This window comes from Streptomyces sp. NPDC030245, assembly GCF_055572995.1.
Window position 1 is genome coordinate 294,121 of sequence record NZ_JBVICF010000003.1, and the last position, 19,061, is coordinate 313,181.

The window sequence follows — 19,061 nt, forward strand, 5'->3', positions numbered from 1 at the left end:
CGCGCCTACTGCCAGGGCAGCGTCGTCCCCGGTTCGAGGCGGCCCATCTTGCGGTACTCGCGCCGCGCCCCCGCCCGCACGTCCTCGCCCGTCACCGGGCCGCCGTGCCCCGCCGCCAGATAGGCGGCGGTCACGGCCGCCGACCGGATGCCGCCGCCGGCCAGCTCGAACTCCTTGGCGCAGACGGCCAGTTCGGCGTCGAGGTCCGGAGCGCAGGGCGTGCCCGCCAGACAGCCGCGCCACAGCGTGAGGCGCAGCTCGACGTCCGGGAAGGGGAAGTCCACCACCAGGTCGAGGCGGCGCGTGAACGCGTCGTCGATGTTGGCCCGCAGGTTGGTCGTCAGCACGGCGATCCCGTCGAACGCCTCAAGACGCTGGAGCAGATACGCGCTCTCCAGGTTCGCGTACCGGTCGTGCGAGCTCTTGACCTCCGAGCGCTTGCCGAAGACGGCGTCGGCCTCGTCGAAGAGCAGCACCGCGTCCGTGCGGTCCGCCTCGGCGAAGATCCGCTCCAGGTTCTTCTCCGTCTCGCCGATGTACTTGTCGACGACCGCCGACAGGTCCACCACGTACAGATCAAGGCCGAGTTCACCGGCCACGACCTCGGCCGACAGCGTCTTGCCGGTGCCGGAGTCCCCGGCGAACAGCGCGACCACGCCGCGCCCGCGCCCGCCGCCGGTGCGCAGCCGCCACTCGCCGAGCACCTTGTCGCGGTGCCGGGCGCGCATCGTCAGCTCCCGCAGCATGGCCAGGGGCCGGTCCGGCAGGACGAGGTCGTCGAAGCCGACCGCGGGCCGGATCCGCCGGGCGTGCTTGTCGAGCAGCGGCGCGGACTGCAACCGGGCGCTGTGCTGCACGTGCGCGGCGGTCGGCGGGGTCCCGTCGAACGCGGCGAGGCCGGTGGCGTCCCGTGCCGCGCGGCGGATCTGCGGCTGGCTGAGCCGGTACGGCGCGACGGCCTCGCCGAGGTCGAAGTCCGGTTCGTACGACGGGGTGTGCAGAGCCAGTTCGGTCTGCCAGGCGCGGGCGGTGTCGACGCCGTCCTGCGGCGCGTCCAGCGCGAGCAGCCCGGCGTCCGGCGCCCACCCGGGGTCGTACGGCTCGCTCCCGAAGAACACCACCGGTACGTCGCCGGTAGCCAACGCCCTTATGAGAGCGCCCGGTTCGGACGGCAGCGGGCCCACGACGAGCGCGGCCCGCCGCAGCCGCGCCTCGCGGACGAGCGCGACGGCCACCGCGGCCGTGTCGTCGCCCGTCCGGTGCGGGGGCCTGTGCAACAGCACGGGCAGACCGGCCGCCCGCAGCGCGTCGGTCACGGGTCCTGCGGCGGTGCCCTCTCTGCGCTCGCGCAGATGGACGGCGAGGGGCCGCTCGGCGGCGAGGGCGGCGATCCGCCCGGCGAGGGGCTGGCCGGGATCAGCCCTCTCCTCTAGCAGCAACTCAACGCTACTGCCGACGAGTTCAGGATCCAGCGCGTCGTCGCCGAGCAGGTGAGACACCACGCGCTCCGGTACGCGCAGGGCCCGCCCCGGCAGTGGCCGGTCCTCGTCCTCCACGGCGAGCAGGCCGCCGGCGCGCAGCGGCGCCAGCGGGTGGAAGCGGGCGCGGGCGAGCGGGTCGTGCGGTCCCGTGCCCGCGAGGTCGAGGGCGAGCGCGACCGTGGCCCTGCGGCGCCCGACGTCGTCGTTGAGATAGCCGTACAGCGGCTCGAAGCGGCGGTCCACGTCGGGGGCGAGGGCGGCGAGCAGGATGTGCCGGTCGAGCGCGCTCAGCCCGAAGGCCCGCGCCAACTCGCCCAGCGTCCCGGCGACTTCGGCTCCCTCGTCCTCCGGTGCGGGGGCGGGCTCCGGCGGGGGCGCGGTGGCCAGCCGGTGCGCGGTCTCCGGGGTCACGTACAGCCCGCGCAGCGGGTCCGCCGCGGTCGGGTCGTCCGCGCCGCGCCGCGCGACGAGCTCGGCCACGCGGCGGCGCAACGACTCCAACCGCGCCGGTATCGCGCTATCTATTGCGTCCATTGCGTCCATCACGTCGCCGGAGCTCACCGCTCACCCGTCCCGCTGCCCGACACGTCCCGCTGCTTGCGGAGCATCCGGGGCCGCGAGTCGCCGGGCTCGCCGTCGATGCCGCGGACACCCACGACCGCGCCCTCGGTGACCGGCGGCGCCACGGGATACGTCGGCGACACCGGGAACGGCACGGTGACCACGACGTCCAGGGACGGCTTGAGCTCACCGCCGAGCGCCGACCACACGTCCGCGAGGGACCGGGACTCGGCGGGCGGCACCGCGACGGTCAGCGGCAGCGGCGCCCGCAGCGCGGCGAGCGCGTCCGGCAGGGCGTCGGGCGGCAGCAGCTCGTGCGCGAGCAGGGTGCCGAGGGCCGCGGAGAGCAGCCGGTGCTCGTCCTCCGGCCGGTTGGTCCAGGCGGTGAGCAGATAGGAGAGCCGGAACCAGCGGGGCGGCTGCCGCCTGCGCAGCACCGCGCCGTCCGGCCCGCGCTCGGCGTACGCGCCGCGCTCGCGCCGGGCGACGTCCTCCCGGATGTCGTACAGGTACGAGTTGAGAGTGGGGGCGTTGCGCCGCGCGGCCCAGTCGCGGGTCGGCGCCTCGAAGACGACCTCGCCGGTCCCCTCGGGAAGCGCGCCGCGCAGCAGCGCGCGCAGCGCCTCGTCGACTTCGTGGATCACGGGCGGGCTCCCCGGGCAGGAACGGGGAGATGGTACGGGTGCCGCATCAGATGTATCCCTCCCGCAGCGCGTACGCGACGGCATGCGCGCGGTTCTGCAATTGCAGGCGCGTCATGAGCGCGTGCAGGACGTTCTTGACGGTGCGTTCGGAGTAGGCAAGCTTTTCAGAGATCTGCTTGGTGTCCAGCCCCTCCGCGATCAGCCGCACCACGTCGACCTCGCGGGGCGCCATGCCCAGCGTCGGCACGAGGGCGGCGGCGGACGGCGACCCGTCGAGCGCCGAGAGCCGCAGGCGGCCCAGCTGCGTCATGAGCCGGTTGATCAGGTCGGGCGGCAGCTCGCCCTCGCCGCGCGCCGCGCTGTGCACGGCACGCAGCAGCTTCTGCGGGGTCGCCTGGTGCCGCCACAGGATGGCCCGCACGCCGTACTCGACGACGGCCAGCAGCTCCGGCTCGCGCAGCTCGCTGGCGATCAGGACGACGCGCTGCTCGGCGGACCTGGTCAGCCGGCGCAGTTCGCTGCCCGCCAGGTCGTCGAGCCGGTCCACGAGCATGACGGCGACGCGTTCCCGGCCGGGGCCGGTCGCCGGTCCGGGCGGGGGCGTCTGGGAGCCGTCCGCGGCACGGTCCACCAGTTCGACGGTGGGCTCGTGCCGGAGGTGGCTGATGACTCCGGCGCGGCTGAGGGGATCGGTGGCGTGCACGGCCACCGATATACGTGTATCCGACAACTGACGTTTTCCTGTCTTCCCCCGAGTAGCGACGGGCACAGGGTGATCGACGTCGATCAATAAATGATTGCCAACGAATCAACGTGGACGTTCAGTGGCGTATGGAGCGGGAATTTTCATCGGTCGCAAGCGCTTCGGGCCGTGGCTCGAGCGGCTCGGGTGATGTGGGTGCACCCGCGATGTGCGGCGTCCCTATGGGCAATTCCATCGCGTAAATGGCCGGATTTCGATGGTCGGGGTGTTGTCGCTGGTCACGGAGGACTCGATCATCCCAGGCTGACGGGCAGTCAAATCTTTGTCCGTGAAGGCCTTTTAGGTCTGCCTAAACGTGGGATGCTCTCCGTAAGCGTTTGAGTGATGCCGCAATCACTGGGGGTAGTTATGGGTTGGCGTGCGGATACCGACAGGAGGCGCTCGGAGGCGTTAGCCGGAAGGCGGCTGGCCCGGCAGGTGACGGCATCCCTATGCGGCCTGCTGGCCGAGCGGGACATCACCCGCACACAGCTGGCCGACCGCATGGGTGTGTCCGCCGGGCGCGTCAGCCAGATCCTCTCGGGCGACGAGAACCTCACGCTGCGTTCGCTGGCGACCATCGCCGCATCCCTGGAGGTGGACGTCGAGGTCTGCTTCGGTGCCCCGCCGCAGGCGGAGCAGGCAATTCCGCAGGTCAGGGTGGAGGGTGGGCCCATCCGCCCGTACGCGCCCGTGCAGTCGTAGCCGCGAGGGCGGGCGCCGCCTCCCGGGGCTCTCAGGGCTGCTGGTACGTGCTCCGCGGCCCCGGGATCCGCCCCGGCATGGCGTCGGACTTCCCCGCGTGGTCCATGCCGTCATGCGCGATGCTCTGCTTGACCTCGACGATCTGGCGGTCGGTCGAGCCTCGTCCCGACTTGTAGGCGATGGCCAGCAGGAAGCAGCAGCGCTGCTCCGCCTGGGCGCGGGCGTCGCGGCACTTGCCCTCCGCCGCTGCCACGGCGCGCTCGTCCGGATCTCCGAAGTGCTTCTCCAGGGCCCGTTCCTGCTTCAGCCACTTGTCCACGGCGGCCTGCGCCTCCTGGTGCATTTCGGTGATGTCCTCCCTCAGCTGGGTGCGACGCGCGACCGGTCGACCCGGCACGTCCACCCGAAGCTCCAGGATGTAATGGACGTCGTTGACGAAGCGTTGCAGCTCCAGGCCATTGCAGAAGCCGCGGGCCAGACGTAGGCACCACTGGGACTCGTCGTACCGTATCTGCTCGGACAGCCGCTCCAGCAGGACGGAACCGTACAGGGTGAACAGTCGCAGCAGGGGGACGGACTGTAGTTGCCTCTCCTCCTCCCGGCCGACCAGGGAGACCAGTGCCCAAGCTGCGATCGCGGCGACCAGTACCGGCGGTACACGAGAGGCGTGCGGCATGAGCAGCGAGCTCGTCAGTCCTGCCACTCCCGCCGTCCACGCGGCGACGAACAGGGCGCACCGCCCGGATGTCCTGCTTCCCAGGAGCCGGCCCTGATTCCAGAAGCGCACCAGAAGTGCCAGCCACGCGACCCCCGCGCACGCGGCGATCGGCAGCCACCATTCTTCACCCGTCATTGCGCCCCCTCGCTCCCGTCCCCCTGTGCGGCGGACTGCCGACCTCCAGGCCAACTCCCGCCACGAGTCGCCCAGTTGTCACGCAGCGTCCCGCCGCGGTCACAGCAGGATGGTCCCACCGGCGCCAGCACGTCGAGGCGGAAACGGAACCAGATCCGGCAGTCACGGACGACATCCCGCCATATTCGATCGGGCTATGCGCCCCGCATCGGCGGCCGACGCGGCCGGCGCCCGCCCCGGTGGTGCGCCGAACCGGACCGTGCTTGTCACTGGCGCCCCTGTCGGTGCCGTGCCGACCTCCGTCCTCTCCCGTACCGTCGGAGGTAGGGCGAGAGCCCGGCGTGCGCCAGTGCGTGCCGGTGGCGACGGTCACGGGTACCCGGGCGGCCGGACGGATCAGCCACCCGAAGGAAAGGGGCCTCCGTGAGTGAGGAGGACAAGCTGCGGACCTATCGCGGGAAGCGGCACTTCGACAGGACGCGCGAGCCGAGCGGTGAGCATACGACGCGGCGGCGGGACGGGGCCGCGCCGGACCGGGAGGGCGGCGGAGGGCCGGGGCGGGACGGGGAGCCCGTTTTCGTCGTGCAGATTCACGATGCGAGCAGCATGCACTTCGACTTCCGTCTGGAGGTCGACGGGGTGCTCAAGTCCTGGTCGGTGCCCAAGGGGCCCTCCACCGACCCGCACGACAAGCGGCTCGCCCTCCCCACCGAGGACCACCCCATGGCGTACCGGGACTTCGAGGGCGTGATTCCCGAGGGCGAGTACGGCGGCGGGACCGTCATCGTCTGGGACCACGGCACCTATCGGCCGATGAGCCACGACAAGAAGAAGCGCCCCGTGCCGTTCGGCGAGGCTCTGGAGAACGGGCACGCCACGTTCGAGCTGCACGGCGAGAAACTGCGCGGACAGTACGCGCTCACCCGGTTCCACGGCCGCGAGGAGCGGAGCGGCGGCTCCGCCAATTCGACCTGGCTCCTCGTGCGGAAGAGCACGGAAAAGGGTGGGGGGAAGAGTGGTGGGACTCCCGATCCGCGGCGTGCCCGTTCCGTGCGCAGCGGCCGCACCCTGCGTCAGGTCGCCGAGGCGCCGGACGCCCCCAGATGGGAGCCGGACGGCGGTGAGGATGCCCTCAGATGGGAGCCGGACGGCGGTGACAAGGGGTGACCGGCCTGCTGGACACGCTCCCGCCCGAGCTGCACGCCCGCACCCGCGAGGCCGCACCCGGCGTCGAACTCGCGGCCGCGCCGATGCCGGCGACCCTCAGCGACCGGCGTGACTTCCCGCAGGGCTGGATCTTCGAGCGGAAGCTGGACGGCATCCGCGTCCTCGCCGTCCGCGAGAACGGCGAGGTGACGCTCCGCTCCCGCAGCGGACGGCGGCTCGACGCCACGTACCCGGAGATCGTCGACGCCCTCACCGCGCAGGACAGCGCGGACTTCACCGTCGACGGCGAGATCGTCGCGTACTCCCACGGCCGGACCGACTTCGCGCGCCTCCAGCAGCGCATGGGACTCACCCGGCGGGCCGACGTCGAGGCGAGCGGCGTCGCCGTCACGTACTACGTCTTCGACCTCCTGCGCCTGGACGGCGTGGACGTGCGACGGCTGCCGCTGCGCACCCGCAAGTCCCTGCTGCGGCGCGCCATCACCTTCACGCCCCCGCTGCGCTTCTGCACCCACCGCAACGAGGGCGGCCCAGAACTCCTCGCCGACGCGTGCCGGCGCGGCTGGGAGGGGCTCATCGCCCAACGCGCCGACAGCGCGTACCGGACGCGCCGCTCCGACGACTGGCTCAAGCTGAAGTGCTCCCGGGGCCAGGAGTTCGTGGTGGGCGGTTTCACCGAGCCCGCGGGCAGTCGGGTCGGCATCGGCGCGCTGCTCATCGGCCACTACGACGACGGGCGACTGCGCTACGCCGGCAAGGTCGGCACCGGCTTCGACCGGCGCACCCTCCTCGCCCTGCGCGAGCGGCTCGACGGGCTCCGGACACCCCGCTCCCCGTTCGCGAGCCGGGTCGCGGAACGCGCCGCCCGCTGGGTCGAGCCGGAGCTCGTGGCCCAGATCGCCTTCACGGAGTGGACCCGCGACGGCCTGCTGCGCCACCCCCGCTACCAGGGGCTGCGGGACGACAAGGACCCGGCGTCCGTCGTCCGGGAGCGCGGGGAGCCCTGAGCGCGCTGCGTGCGGGACCTTGACCGCAGCACACGTGCGCAGCCCTGACCGGCGAGTGCAAATTCCGTGGCCTTCGCCATCCGGCGCGACGATACTCGACCACGTGTTCCTGACGATCTCGACCTACGGCGACGCGCGGAACCCGGCGACCGACCTGGGATTCCTGCTGCACAAGCATCCCGACAGGACGCAGGCGTTCGCCACTTCCCACGGCACCGCCCACGTCTTCTACCCCGAGGCGGCCACCGAGCGCTGCACCGCCGCGCTGCTTCTCGAAGTCGACCCCGTCGCGCTCGTGCGGCGCGGCAAGGGGAAGGGCAAGGGGCGCGGCGGCGCACCCGACGCGGCGCTGGCGCAGTACGTGAACGACCGGCCGTACGCGGCCTCCTCCCTGCTCGCCGTGGCGCTGAGCGCGGTCTTCTCCAGCGCGCTGCGCGGCGTGTGCGCCGCCCGCTCCGAGCGGGCCGCCCGGCCGCTGCCGCTGCGCGTCGAGGTGCCCGCCCTGCCCGCGAGCGGCGGCGCCGGCCTGGTGCGGGCGCTGTTCGAGCCGCTCGGCTGGACGGTGACGGCGACACCCGTCCCGCTGGACGTGCGGTTCCCCGCCTGGGGCGACTCGCGGTACGTACAGCTCGTCCTCGAAGTGCCCGACGGAAAGCTGACCCTGGGCGAGGCACTCCGCCACCTCTACGTGCTGCTCCCCGTCCTCGACGACGCCAAGCACTACTGGGTGTCGCCGGACGAGGTCGACAAGCTGCTGCGGGCGGGCGACGGATGGCTCGCGGACCACCCGGAGCGGGAGGTCATCACCAGCCGTTACCTCGCGCGGCGCCGGTCCCTGACCCGCGAGGCGACGGAGCGCCTGGAGCTGGTGCGGCTCGCCGACGCCGACGACACGGCCGTCGAGGAGCTCGACAACGCCGTCGACGAGGAGTCCGACACCGACGCCAGGCCGGTGCCGCTCGCCGTGCGCCGCCGCGAGGCGATCCTCGCGGCGCTCACCGCCGCCGGGGCGGCCCGGGTCCTCGACCTCGGGTGCGGGCAGGGCCAGTTGGTGCAGGAACTGCTCAAGGACGCGCGGTTCACCGAGATCGTCGGCCTCGACGTGTCCGTGCGCGCGCTGACCGTCGCCGCGCGGCGGCTGCGGCTCGACCGCATGGGCGAGCGCCTGGCGGAGCGCGTCACCCTCCTCCAGGGCTCCCTCGCGTACACCGACAAGCGGCTCAAGGGGTACGACGCGGCGGTGCTCAGCGAGGTCGTCGAGCACCTCGACCTGGCCCGCCTGCCCGCCCTGGAGTACGCGGTGTTCGGCTCGGCACGCCCCCGCACCGTCCTCGTCACGACGCCGAACGCCGAGTACAACGTCCGGTGGGAGACACTCCCCGCCGGACATGCGCGCCACGGCGACCACCGCTTCGAGTGGACGCGGGAGGAGTTCCGCGACTGGGCCCGCACGGTCGCCGGACGGCACGCGTACGACGTCGAGTTCGTGCCCGTGGGCGACGACGACCCCGAGGTGGGGCCGCCGACACAGATGGCCGTGTTCACCAGGACCACCGGAGAGGAGGTGCGGGCCGCATGACGAACGACACCAGCAGCGACAGCGACAGCAGTACCGGCACGGAGGACGGGGGCCCGCGCCGCGTGCTGCCCGTCACCGACCTGTCCCTCGTCATCCTGATCGGCGCCACCGGCTCCGGCAAGTCGACCTTCGCGCACCGGCACTTCAAGGCCACCGAGGTCATCTCCAGCGACTTCTGCCGCGGGCTCGTCGCCGACGACGAGAACGACCAGAGCGCCAGCCGTGACGCCTTCGACGTGCTGCACTACATCGCGGGCAAGCGCCTCGCCGCGGGCCGCCGCACCGTCGTCGACGCGACCAATGTGCAGAGCGACAGCCGCAAGCAGCTGATCGAGCTGGCGAGACAGTACGACGTGCTGCCCGTCGCCATCGTGCTCGACGTGCCCGAAGAGGTCTGCGCCGCCCGCAACGCCACCCGCGAGGACCGCGCGGGCCTGCCGCGCCGCGTCATCCAGCGCCACCAGCGCGAACTCCGCCGCTCCCTGAAGCACCTGGAGCGCGAGGGCTTCAGGAAGGTGCACGTCCTGCGCGGGGCGGACGAGATCGAGAGCGCCGCCGTCGTCACCGAGAAGCGCTACAACGACCTCTCCCACCTCACGGGCCCCTTCGACATCATCGGCGACATCCACGGCTGCGCCGCCGAACTGGAGACCCTGCTCGACAAGCTCGGCTATGCCGACGGCGTCCACCCCGAGGGCCGCACGGCCGTCTTCGTCGGCGACCTCGTCGACCGCGGCCCCGACACCCCCGGCGTGCTGCGCCGCGTGATGGCGATGGTCGCGCGCGGCACCGCGCTCTGCGTTCCCGGCAACCACGAGAACAAGCTCGGCCGCCATCTGAAGGGCCGCACCGTCCGGCACACCCACGGACTGGCCGAGACCATCGAGCAGTTGGAGCGCGAGAGCGAGGAGTTCCGCGCGCAGGTGCGGGAGTTCGTCGACGGGCTCGTCTCCCACTACGTCCTCGACGGGGGCCGGCTCGTCGTCTGCCACGCGGGCCTGCCCGAGAAGTACCACGGCCGCACGTCGGGCCGGGTGCGCTCGCACGCCCTGTACGGCGACACGACCGGCGAGACCGACGAGTTCGGCCTGCCCGTGCGCTACCCGTGGGCGGAGGAGTACCGCGGCAGGGCCGCCGTCGTCTACGGCCACACGCCGGTGCCCACCGCCACCTGGCTCAACAACACCATCTGCCTGGACACCGGCGCCGTCTTCGGCGGCAGGCTGACCGCGCTGCGCTGGCCGGAGCGCGAGCTCGTCGACGTACCGGCGGAACGCGTCTGGTACGAACCGGCCAAGCCGCTGCGCACCGAGGCGCCGGGCGGCCACGACGGGCGGCCGCTCGACCTGGGCGACGTGCACGGCCGCCGCGTGGTGGAGACCCGGCACGCCGGCCGCGTCGCCGTGCGCGAGGAGAACGCGGCGGCGGCCCTGGAGGTCATGAGCCGCTTCGCCGTCGACCCGCGCCTGCTGCCGTACCTGCCGCCGACGATGGCGCCGACCGCGACATCGCGGCGCGAGGGCTATCTGGAGCACCCGGCGGAGGCCTTCGCCGCGTACGCGCGGGACGGCGTCGCGCGCGTCGTGTGCGAGGAGAAGCACATGGGGTCCCGTGCGGTGGTCCTGGTCTGCCGGGACGCCGCCGCGGCCCGCGAGCGCTTCGGCGTCGAAGGTGCCACAGGGTCACTCTGCACCCGCACCGGCCGCCCCTTCTTCGCCGACCCGGCCGTCACCGAGGAGGTGCTCGGCCGCGTCCGTGACGCCGCCACCGAGGCGGGCCTGTGGGAGGAGCTGCGGACGGACTGGCTGCTGCTCGACGCGGAGCTGATGCCCTGGTCACTGAAGGCGTCCGGCCTGCTCCGCACCCAGTACGCCGCAGTGGGCGCCGCCTCCGGTGCCGTCTTCCCCGGCGCGATCGCCGCGCTGGAGGCCGCGACGGCGCGCGGTGTCGACGCGGGCGAGCTCCTCGCCCGCCAGCGGGAGCGCGCCGCGGACGCCGCCGCGTTCACCGACGCCTACCGCCGCTACTGCTGGCCGACCGAGGGCCTGGAAGGCGTGCGGCTCGCGCCGTTCCAGATCCTGGCGGTCCAGGGCCGCAGCCTCGCCGGGCTGCCGCACGACGAGCAGCTGGCCCTGATCGACCGCATGGTGGAGCACGACGGCGGCCAGGGCTCGGACCTGCTTCAGACCACCCGCCGCCTCTACGTCGACACCGGCGACCCGGAGTCGGTCCGCGCGGGTATCGACTGGTGGCTGGAGATGACCAGCCGGGGCGGCGAGGGCATGGTCGTCAAGCCGGTCGGGGCGCTGGTCAGGGACGGGCAGGGCAGGCTCGTCCAGCCCGGCGTCAAGTGCCGCGGCCGCGAGTACCTGCGGATCGTCTACGGCCCGGAGTACACCCGCCCGGAGAACCTGGCCAAGCTGCGCGAGCGCTCCCTCGGCCACAAGCGCTCCCTCGCCGTCCGGGAGTACGCGCTCGGCCTGGAGGCCCTGGACCGCCTCGCGGACGGCGAGCCGCTGTGGCGCGTGCACGAGGCGGTCTTCGCGGTCCTCGCTCTGGAGTCGGAGCCGGTGGACCCGCGGCTCTAGCAAGCGACCCGCACGGCTTCGGCCAACGATGGGCGTCGGCCGTCCGGCCGGGGAAAGATGGACCCCATGGGATTCCACGTCGACTCCGAGGCCGGGCGGCTGCGCCGCGTCATACTGCACCGCCCCGATCTGGAGCTCAAGCGGCTGACTCCGAGCAATAAGGACACCCTCCTCTTCGACGACGTCCTGTGGGTGCGCAGGGCCCGCCAGGAGCACGACGGCTTCGCGGACGTGCTGCGCGACCGGGGCGTGGCCGTCCACCTCTTCGGCGACCTGCTGACCGAGACCCTGGACGTGCCGGCGGCCCGCCTCCTGGTCCTGGACCGCGTCTTCGACGAGAAGGAGTACGGCCCGCTGGCCACCGACCACCTGCGGGCCGTCTTCGCCACGATGCCGTCGGCCGAGCTCGCCGAGGCGCTGGTGGGCGGGATGACGAAGCGGGAGTTCCTGGAGCGGCACGCCGAGCCGACGTCCGTGCGCTTCCACTGCATGGACCTCGACGACTTCCTGCTCGGCCCGCTGCCCAACCACCTCTTCACCCGCGACACCTCCGCCTGGATCTACGACGGCGTCTCCATCAACGCGATGCGCTGGCCCGCCCGGCAGCGCGAGACCGTGCACTTCGAGGCGATCTACCAGCACCACCCGCTGTTCCGGAGCGAGAGCTTCAACGTCTGGTCGCAGGGGCAGGCGGACTACCCCTCGACCATCGAGGGCGGTGACGTCCTGGTGATCGGCAAGGGGGCGGTGCTCATCGGCATGAGCGAGCGCACCACGCCGCAGGCCGTCGAGATGCTCGCGCACAAGCTGTTCGCGGCGGGCTCCGCGCAGACGATCGTGGCCCTGGACATGCCGAAGCGGCGCGCCTTCATGCACCTCGACACGGTGATGACGATGGTCGACGGCGACACCTTCACGCAGTACGCGGGGCTCGGCATGCTCCGCTCGTACACCATCGAACCGGGCGTCGGGGAGCGGGAGTTGAAGGTGACCGACCATCCGCCCGAGCACATGCACCGGGCGATCGCCGCGGCGCTCGGCCTCGACGGCATCCGGGTGCTCACGGCCACCCAGGACGTGCACGCGGCCGAGCGCGAGCAGTGGGACGACGGCTGCAACGTCCTCGCGGTGGAGCCCGGTGTCGTCGTCGCGTACGAGCGGAACTCGACGACCAACACGCATCTGCGCAAACAGGGCATCGAGGTGATCGAGATCCTGGGGAGCGAGCTGGGGCGCGGCCGGGGCGGCCCGCGGTGCATGAGCTGCCCGGTGCAGCGGGACGCGGTGCCGGGGGCCTGAGCCCGGGTGGCGAAGCCCCCCGGCCAGGTGGGGGAGCCGCGTCCGGTCAGGCGGGGGAGCCGGGGCTCTGTATATAAATGTGGAGCGTCGTATATAGTTCCAAGGTCACCGTGTCCCGTACCCCCTTTCCGTATTCCTGGAGCGCCTCATGGCCACAGACCTCACCGGCCGCCACTTCGTCAAGGAGCTGGACTTCACCGCCGACGAGTTCCGCGGCCTGATCGAGCTGGCCGCCGAGCTGAAGGCGGCCAAGAAGGCCGGGGCCGAGACGCGGCGGCTGGCGGGCAAGAACATCGCGCTGATCTTCGAGAAGAGCTCGACCAGGACCCGCTGCGCCTTCGAGGTGGCCGCCGCCGACCAGGGCGCCTCGACGGTGTACATCGACCCGTCCGGCTCCCACATCGGCAAGAAGGAGTCGTCGAAGGACACCGCCCGGGTGCTCGGCCGGATGTTCGACGCCATCGAGTTCCGCGGGGACGCGCAGGACACCGTCGAGACGCTCGCCGCCCACGCGGGCGTCCCCGTCTACAACGGCCTGACCGACACCTGGCACCCCACCCAGATGCTCGCCGACATGCTCACCATGACCGAGCACAGCACCAAGCCCCTCACCGGCACCGCCTTCGCCTACCTGGGTGACGCCCGCTTCAACATGGGCAACTCGTACCTGATCACCGGCGCCCTGCTCGGCATGGACGTCCGCATCGTCGCGCCCCGCGCCTACTGGCCCGCCGAGGAGATCGTCGCGCGGGCCCACGAGCTCGCCGGCGCCAGCGGCGCCCGCCTCACGCTCACCGAGGACGTCGAGGAAGGCGTCCGGGGCGCCGACTTCGTCGGCACCGACGTCTGGGTGTCGATGGGGGAGCCCAAGGAGGTGTGGGCCGAGCGCATAGCCGCCCTCGCGCCCTACACGGTGACGATGGACGTCCTGCGCGCCACCGGCAACGCCGACGTGAAGTTCCTGCACTGCCTGCCCGCCTTCCACGACCTGGGCACCCAGGTCGGACGCGAGGTCCACGAGACGTATGGCCTGGAGGCCCTGGAGGTCACCGACGAGGTCTTCGAGTCGGCACACTCCGTCGTCTTCGACGAGGCTGAGAACCGTATGCACACCATCAAGGCGGTCCTGGTCGCGACACTGACCTGACACCCCGCACCCCGCACCACGCACCACGCACCGCGCTCCACGCACCACCGGAAACGAGAACCACCCCATGAGCCCCACCCGCACCAATGGGCTTCGCATCAAGTCCCCCGACCAGCTCGTCGCCGAATCGGGGGCGGACCTCGAAGGCCACGGCCTCAGGCGCACCATGGGGCTCTTCCAGCTCGTCTGCTTCGGCGTCGGCGCGATCGTCGGCACCGGCATCTTCGTCGGCCTCTCCGACTCGGTCGCCGAGGCCGGCCCCGCCGTCGCCGTCTCCTATGTCCTCGCCGCCGTGACCTGCATCTTCACCGCGTTCTCGTTCGCGGAGCTGGGCGGCGCGATCCCGGTCTCCGGCAGCTCGTACTCCTTCGCGTACGCCTCACTGGGTGAGCGCACCGCGTTCCTCGTCGGCTGGTGCCTGCTCCTGGAGTACGGCGTCTCGGTCTCCGCCGTCGCGGTCGGCTGGAGCCAGTACCTGAACCAGCTGCTGCACAGCCTCACCGGCCGGCAGCTGCCCGCCGCGCTCTCCGCCGGACCCGGTGAGGGCGGCGTGCTGAACCTGCCGGCCGTCGTCGTCATCCTGCTCGCCGCCGTCCTCCTGGTGCGCGGCATCCGCGAGAGCGCCGGCGCCACCGCGGCCATGGCGGTGCTGAAGATCGGCATCCTGCTGCTCTTCCTGGCCGTCGCGTTCACCGCGTTCGAGGACGGCAACCTCACGCCCTTCGCGGGCGCGGGCGTCTCCGGCATCACCGCGGGCGCCTCGCTCGCCTTCTTCTCCTTCATCGGCTTCGACGCGGTCACCACGGCCGGCGAGGAGGTGAAGAACCCGCGGCGCAACATCCCCCTCGCCATCCTGATCTGCATCGGCGTCGTCACCCTGCTCTACGTCGCCGTGGCGCTCGCGGCCATCGGCGCGCTCGGCTCCGACGCCGTCGCGGACAAGCCCGCCGCCCTCTCGCTCGTCGTCGACCAGGTCACCGACTCGACCGTCGGCGGCGGCGTCATCGCCTTCGGCGCGGTCGTCGCCATCGCCTCCGTGGTGCTCGCCGTCATGTACGGCCAGACCCGCATCCTGATGTCGATGTCCCGCGACGGCCTCATGCCGCGCGTCTTCGAACGCGTCTCGCCGCGGACGGCGACACCGGTCGCCAACACGTGGATCGTCGCGGCGGTCGTCGCCGTGCCCGCCGCGTTCTCGTCGCTCGACGTCGTCGTCAACCTGACCACCATCGGCACCCTGACCGTCATGGCCGTGGTGAACATCGCGGTCCTCGCGCTGCGCCGCTCGGCCCCGGCCCTGCGCCGCACCTTCCGCGTCCCGCTGTACCCCCTCAGCCCGGTCCTCGGCGTGGGCTTCTGCCTCTATCTGATCTGGGGCACGGGCTGGACGACGTGGCTCCAGTTCGCCGTGTTCCTCGCTGTCGGGGCGTTGGTCTACGCGCTCTATGGCCGCGGCCACTCGCGCCTCGGCCGGGGCGAGGCCCCCGTCAGTGCCGGGGCCGCGGGGGAGCAGCGGGAAGGGTGAACCAGACCGCCTTGCCGGACGCGGTGGGGCGGTGGCCGCAGGACGAGCTGAGGGTGCGGATCAGGAGCAGGCCGCGCCCGTGCTCCTGCCAGGGGTCCGGCTCGCCGGGCGGCTCGGGGGCACAGAGGTCGCCGGGCGGCAGCGGGTTGGAGTCGTGCACCTCGACCTGGCAGCCGGTCGGCAGGAGCTCGATCACCAGCTCTATGGGGTCCTGCCCGGCGGTGTGCTCGACGGCGTTCGCGACCAGCTCCGCGGTGAGGAGCTCGGCGGTGTCGGTGTCGGCGGACGTCTCGATGTCGTTGAGCGCCGTACGGACCAGGGCGCGCGCGACCGGCACGGCCGCCGCGGTGTGCGGCAGGGCGATGCGCCAGGAGGCGGGGGAGGGGAGCTCGTGCAAGGCGGGTCCGTTCAGGGCAAGCAAGCGGTCCTGCTTTCAACCGTACGAATCCTAAGCGCTACGGCGGCAGGGTCGACGGTCGGGCGTTCCCGGGACGTACGACCTGCGCCGTCCCCGGTGTGGTGGCGTCGGCGTATCGCGCACTCGTGACGACGGTCAGAGAAGGGTGATAGCTTCATGAGTAGCCCGCGCACTCAGCCAGCCCGCTCAGCCAGTCCTCAGGCCGAGGAGGCCGCACCTGATGAGTCCCTTCACCGGCTCCGCGACCCGCACCCCCGACTGGCGGCACCTGCGACTCGCCGTCGACGAAGGGGTCGCCACGGTCACCCTCGCCCGCCCCGACAAGCTCAACGCCCTCACCTTCGGCGCCTACGCCGACCTGCGCGACTTGCTCGCCGAGCTCTCCCGCGACAAGTCCGTGCGCGCCCTCGTCCTCGGCGGCGAGGGCCGCGGCTTCTGCTCGGGCGGCGACGTCGACGAGATCATCGGCGCCACGCTCGCCATGGACACGGCCCAGCTCCTCGACTTCAACCGCATGACCGGCCAGGTCGTCCGGGCGATCCGCGAGTGCCCCTTCCCGGTGATCGCCGCCGTGCACGGGGTGGCGGCGGGCGCCGGCGCGGTCCTCGCCCTCGCCGCGGACTTCCGCGTCGCGGACCCCTCCGCCCGCTTCTCCTTCCTCTTCACCCGGGTCGGCCTCTCCGGCGGCGACATGGGCGCCGCCTACCTGCTGCCGCGCGTCGTCGGCCTCGGCCACGCCACCCGCCTCCTCATGCTGGGCGAACCGGTGCGCGCCCCCGAGGCCGAACGGCTCGGCCTCATCAGCGAGTTGACGGAGGAAGGCAGGGCCCCCGAGGCCGCGCGGGCCCTGGCACGCCGCCTCGCCGACGGCCCCGCCCTCGCCCACGCCCAGACGAAGGCGCTGCTCACCGCCGAGCTGGACATGCCGCTCGCCGCCTCCGTCGAACTGGACGCGGCCACGCAGGCCCTCCTCATGAACGGCGAGGACTACGCCGAGTTCCACGCGGCCTTCACGGAGAAGCGCCCGCCGAAGTGGCAGGGGCGGTGACCGTGGCCACCGCGCACCGCATCGCCGTCATCGGCGGCGGCCCCGGCGGGCTCTACGCCGCTGCGCTGCTCAAGCGGCTCGACCCCGGCCGCGAGGTGACCGTCTGGGAGCGCAACGCGCCCGACGACACCTTCGGCTTCGGCGTCGTGCTCTCCGACGAGACCCTCGGCGGCATCGAGCACGCCGACCCCGCCGTGTACGCGGCCCTGCGGGCCGAGTTCGTGCGCTGGGACGACATCGACATCGTGCACCGCGACCGACGCCACACCTCCGGCGGCCACGGCTTCGCGGCGCTCGGCCGCCGCAGGCTCCTGGAGATCCTGCACGAGCGCTGCCGCGGCCTCGGCGTCGAGCTCCGCTTCCGCACCGGGGCGCCGCCCGCCGCCGAGCTGTCCACGGCGTACGACCTGGTGATCGCCGCGGACGGCGTGCACAGCCTCACCCGCGAGGCACACGCCGACATCTTCCGGCCGAGCCTCACGACGCACCGCTGCCGCTACATCTGGCTGGCCGCGGACTTCGCCTTCGACGCGTTCCGGTTCGAGATCGCCGAGACCGAGCACGGCGTCATGCAGCTGCACGGCTATCCGTACTCCCGCGACCCCGACGCCTCCACCGTCATCGTCGAGATGCGCGAGGAGGTCTGGGAGGCCGCGGGCTTCGCGGAGCTCGACGAGCACGAGTCCACCGAACGCTGCGCCAAGATCTTCGCCGACGCCCTCGGCGGCCGCCCGCTGCGCGGCAACAATTCCACCTGGATCAACTTCCGCACCGTCGTCAACGACCGCTGGTCCCACGGCAACACGGTGCTCCTTGGCGACGCCGCACACACCGCCCACTTCTCCATCGGCTCCGGCACCAAGCTCGCCGTCGAGGACGCCCTCGCCCTCGCCGCCTGCCTCCGGGAACAGCCCGACATCCCGAGCGCCCTCACGGCGTACGAGAGCGAACGCCGCCCCGTCGTCGCCTCCACACAGCGGGCGGCCCGCGCCAGCCTGGAGTGGTTCGAGCGGCTGCCGGACCACCTGGACCAGCCACCCCGGCAGTTCGCGTTCAACCTCCTCACCCGCAGCCGCCGCGTCACCCACGACAACCTGCGGCTGCGCGACGCGGAGTTCACCCGCGCCGTCGAGCGCGACTTCGGCTGCCCCGAAGGCACCCCGCCGATGTTCACGCCCTTCCGGCTGCGCGACCTGACCCTGCGCAACCGCGTCGTCGTCTCCCCGATGGACATGTACTCCGCCGTGGACGGCGTCCCCGGCGACTTCCACCTGGTGCACCTGGGCGCGCGGGCCCTCGGCGGCGCGGGCCTGGTCATGACCGAGATGGTGTGCGTCAGCGAGCGCGGCCGCATCACGCCGGGCTGCGCCGGCCTCTACACCGCCGAACAGGCCGAAGCCTGGCGCCGCGTCACCGACTTCGTGCACACGCAGGCGCCCGGCACGGCGATCGGCGTCCAGCTCGGCCACTCGGGCCGCAAAGGCTCCACGCGCCTCATGTGGGAAGGCATCGACGAGCCGCTGCCCGACGGCAACTGGCCGCTCGACGCCGCCTCACCGCTCCCGTACAAGCCGGGCAGCCAGACCCCCCGCGAACTCTCCCGCGCCGGACTGACCGAGATCCGCGAACAGTTCGTCACGGCGGCCCGGCGCGCCGCCCACGCCGGCTTCGACCTCCTCGAACTGCACTGTGCCCACGGCTATCTGCTCTCCGGCTTCCTCTCCCCGCTCACCAACCACCGCACGGACGCGTACGGCGGTCCACTGGCGGCCCGTCTCCGCTTCCCCCTCGAAGTCTTCGACGCCGTACGGGAGGTGTGGCCGGACGGCAGGCCCATGACGGTCCGCATCTCCGCCACCGACTGGGCCGACGGCGGCACCACGGCGGCCGACGCCGTCGAGATCGCCCGCGCGTTCGCGGCGCACGGGGCCGACGCGATCGACGTGTCGACGGGCCAGGTCGTCTCCGACGAGCGCCCCGACTTCGGCCGCTCCTACCAGACGCCGTACGCCGACCGCATCCGCAACCGCACCGGCATCCCGGTGATCACGGTCGGCGCCGTCTCCTCCTGGGACGACGTCAACTCCCTGCTCCTCGCGGGCCGCGCGGACCTCTGCGCCCTCGCCCGCCCGCACCTCTACGACCCGCACTGGACCCTGCACGCCGCCGCCGAACAGGGCTACGCGGGGCCGGGCGTGAGCTGGCCCGTGCAGTACCGCGCGGGCAGCCGGCGGCCCCGGACGGGACGCACGGACGTGCCGAAACCGAGGCTGACGCTGGACGGCTGAGTGCCCGCC

At 72.5% G+C, this 19,061-nt stretch carries 15 protein-coding genes; 10 read left to right on the forward strand and 5 right to left on the reverse strand.

Going from position 1 to position 19,061, the window contains the following annotated elements; translation table 11 throughout:
* Nucleotides 1-5: 5 nt before the first annotated feature.
* The 3 genes from ACZ4Z4_RS09860 to ACZ4Z4_RS09870 are packed head-to-tail and all read right to left on the reverse strand — an operon-like array spanning nucleotide 6 to nucleotide 3,395.
* Nucleotides 6-2,015: an ATP-binding protein gene (locus tag ACZ4Z4_RS09860; protein WP_468324721.1), complete on the reverse strand. Its 2,010-nt coding sequence runs from the start codon at nucleotides 2,013-2,015 to the stop codon at nucleotides 6-8.
* Nucleotides 2,016-2,038: 23 nt separating this feature from the next.
* Nucleotides 2,039-2,686 carry a Pvc16 family protein gene (locus ACZ4Z4_RS09865; protein WP_468324723.1) on the reverse strand — a complete coding sequence of 216 codons (648 nt, stop codon included), beginning with the start codon at nucleotides 2,684-2,686 and terminating at the stop codon, nucleotides 2,039-2,041.
* Between the two features lie 46 nt (nucleotides 2,687-2,732).
* Nucleotides 2,733-3,395 carry a response regulator transcription factor gene (locus tag ACZ4Z4_RS09870; protein ID WP_468325747.1) on the reverse strand — a complete coding sequence of 221 codons (663 nt, stop codon included), beginning with the start codon at nucleotides 3,393-3,395 and terminating at the stop codon, nucleotides 2,733-2,735.
* Nucleotides 3,396-3,866: 471 nt separating this feature from the next.
* On the opposite strand from ACZ4Z4_RS09870, the gene ACZ4Z4_RS09875 reads away from it, so the two are divergent.
* Nucleotides 3,867-4,133 (forward strand): helix-turn-helix domain-containing protein, encoded by a 267-nt coding sequence (locus ACZ4Z4_RS09875; RefSeq protein WP_468324726.1) that lies wholly within the window; start codon nucleotides 3,867-3,869, stop codon nucleotides 4,131-4,133.
* A 31-nt stretch (nucleotides 4,134-4,164) separates the two neighbouring features.
* Here ACZ4Z4_RS09875 and ACZ4Z4_RS09880 read toward each other — a convergent pair whose 3' ends face one another.
* Complete coding sequence (locus tag ACZ4Z4_RS09880) at nucleotides 4,165-4,986, reverse strand: hypothetical protein (protein WP_468324729.1); 822 nt, start codon at nucleotides 4,984-4,986, stop codon at nucleotides 4,165-4,167.
* A 423-nt stretch (nucleotides 4,987-5,409) separates the two neighbouring features.
* Between ACZ4Z4_RS09880 and ACZ4Z4_RS09885 the strand changes: the two genes are divergently transcribed.
* The 7 genes from ACZ4Z4_RS09885 to ACZ4Z4_RS09915 all read left to right on the forward strand — a co-directional run bounded on the left by ACZ4Z4_RS09885 (nucleotide 5,410) and on the right by ACZ4Z4_RS09915 (nucleotide 15,298).
* The gene (locus tag ACZ4Z4_RS09885; RefSeq protein ID WP_468324731.1) at nucleotides 5,410-6,153 is read left to right on the forward strand and encodes a DNA polymerase ligase N-terminal domain-containing protein; all 744 of its coding nucleotides are present in this window, start codon (nucleotides 5,410-5,412) and stop codon (nucleotides 6,151-6,153) included.
* Nucleotides 6,150-7,160, forward strand: coding sequence for a non-homologous end-joining DNA ligase (gene ligD / locus ACZ4Z4_RS09890; RefSeq protein ID WP_468324734.1), 1,011 nt, complete (start codon nucleotides 6,150-6,152; stop codon nucleotides 7,158-7,160). The genes ACZ4Z4_RS09885 and ligD overlap by 4 nt, the downstream gene beginning before the upstream one ends.
* Nucleotides 7,161-7,263: 103 nt before the next feature.
* Nucleotides 7,264-8,739 carry a 3' terminal RNA ribose 2'-O-methyltransferase Hen1 gene (locus ACZ4Z4_RS09895; RefSeq protein WP_468324736.1) on the forward strand — a complete coding sequence of 492 codons (1,476 nt, stop codon included), beginning with the start codon at nucleotides 7,264-7,266 and terminating at the stop codon, nucleotides 8,737-8,739.
* Nucleotides 8,736-11,327 (forward strand): polynucleotide kinase-phosphatase, encoded by a 2,592-nt coding sequence (locus ACZ4Z4_RS09900; RefSeq protein WP_468324738.1) that lies wholly within the window; start codon nucleotides 8,736-8,738, stop codon nucleotides 11,325-11,327. The genes ACZ4Z4_RS09895 and ACZ4Z4_RS09900 overlap by 4 nt, the downstream gene beginning before the upstream one ends.
* Before the next feature lie 66 nt (nucleotides 11,328-11,393).
* Nucleotides 11,394-12,626, forward strand: coding sequence for an arginine deiminase (locus ACZ4Z4_RS09905; RefSeq protein ID WP_468324741.1), 1,233 nt, complete (start codon nucleotides 11,394-11,396; stop codon nucleotides 12,624-12,626).
* A gap of 148 nt (nucleotides 12,627-12,774) precedes the next feature.
* Nucleotides 12,775-13,773: an ornithine carbamoyltransferase gene (gene argF, locus ACZ4Z4_RS09910; protein WP_468324743.1), complete on the forward strand. Its 999-nt coding sequence runs from the start codon at nucleotides 12,775-12,777 to the stop codon at nucleotides 13,771-13,773.
* A 67-nt stretch (nucleotides 13,774-13,840) separates the two neighbouring features.
* On the forward strand, nucleotides 13,841-15,298 hold the full coding sequence (locus ACZ4Z4_RS09915; RefSeq protein ID WP_468324745.1) for an amino acid permease: 1,458 nt from the start codon (nucleotides 13,841-13,843) through the stop codon (nucleotides 15,296-15,298).
* On the opposite strand, the gene ACZ4Z4_RS09920 is transcribed toward ACZ4Z4_RS09915, so the two are convergent.
* Nucleotides 15,261-15,710, reverse strand: coding sequence for an ATP-binding protein (locus tag ACZ4Z4_RS09920; RefSeq protein ID WP_468325750.1), 450 nt, complete (start codon nucleotides 15,708-15,710; stop codon nucleotides 15,261-15,263). The genes ACZ4Z4_RS09915 and ACZ4Z4_RS09920 overlap by 38 nt on opposite strands.
* A gap of 226 nt (nucleotides 15,711-15,936) precedes the next feature.
* On the opposite strand from ACZ4Z4_RS09920, the gene ACZ4Z4_RS09925 reads away from it, so the two are divergent.
* Nucleotides 15,937-16,764 (forward strand): enoyl-CoA hydratase family protein, encoded by an 828-nt coding sequence (locus ACZ4Z4_RS09925; protein WP_468324748.1) that lies wholly within the window; start codon nucleotides 15,937-15,939, stop codon nucleotides 16,762-16,764.
* The gene (locus ACZ4Z4_RS09930; RefSeq protein WP_468324750.1) at nucleotides 16,749-19,052 is read left to right on the forward strand and encodes a bifunctional salicylyl-CoA 5-hydroxylase/oxidoreductase; all 2,304 of its coding nucleotides are present in this window, start codon (nucleotides 16,749-16,751) and stop codon (nucleotides 19,050-19,052) included. The genes ACZ4Z4_RS09925 and ACZ4Z4_RS09930 overlap by 16 nt, the downstream gene beginning before the upstream one ends.
* Nucleotides 19,053-19,061: the final 9 nt, after the last annotated feature.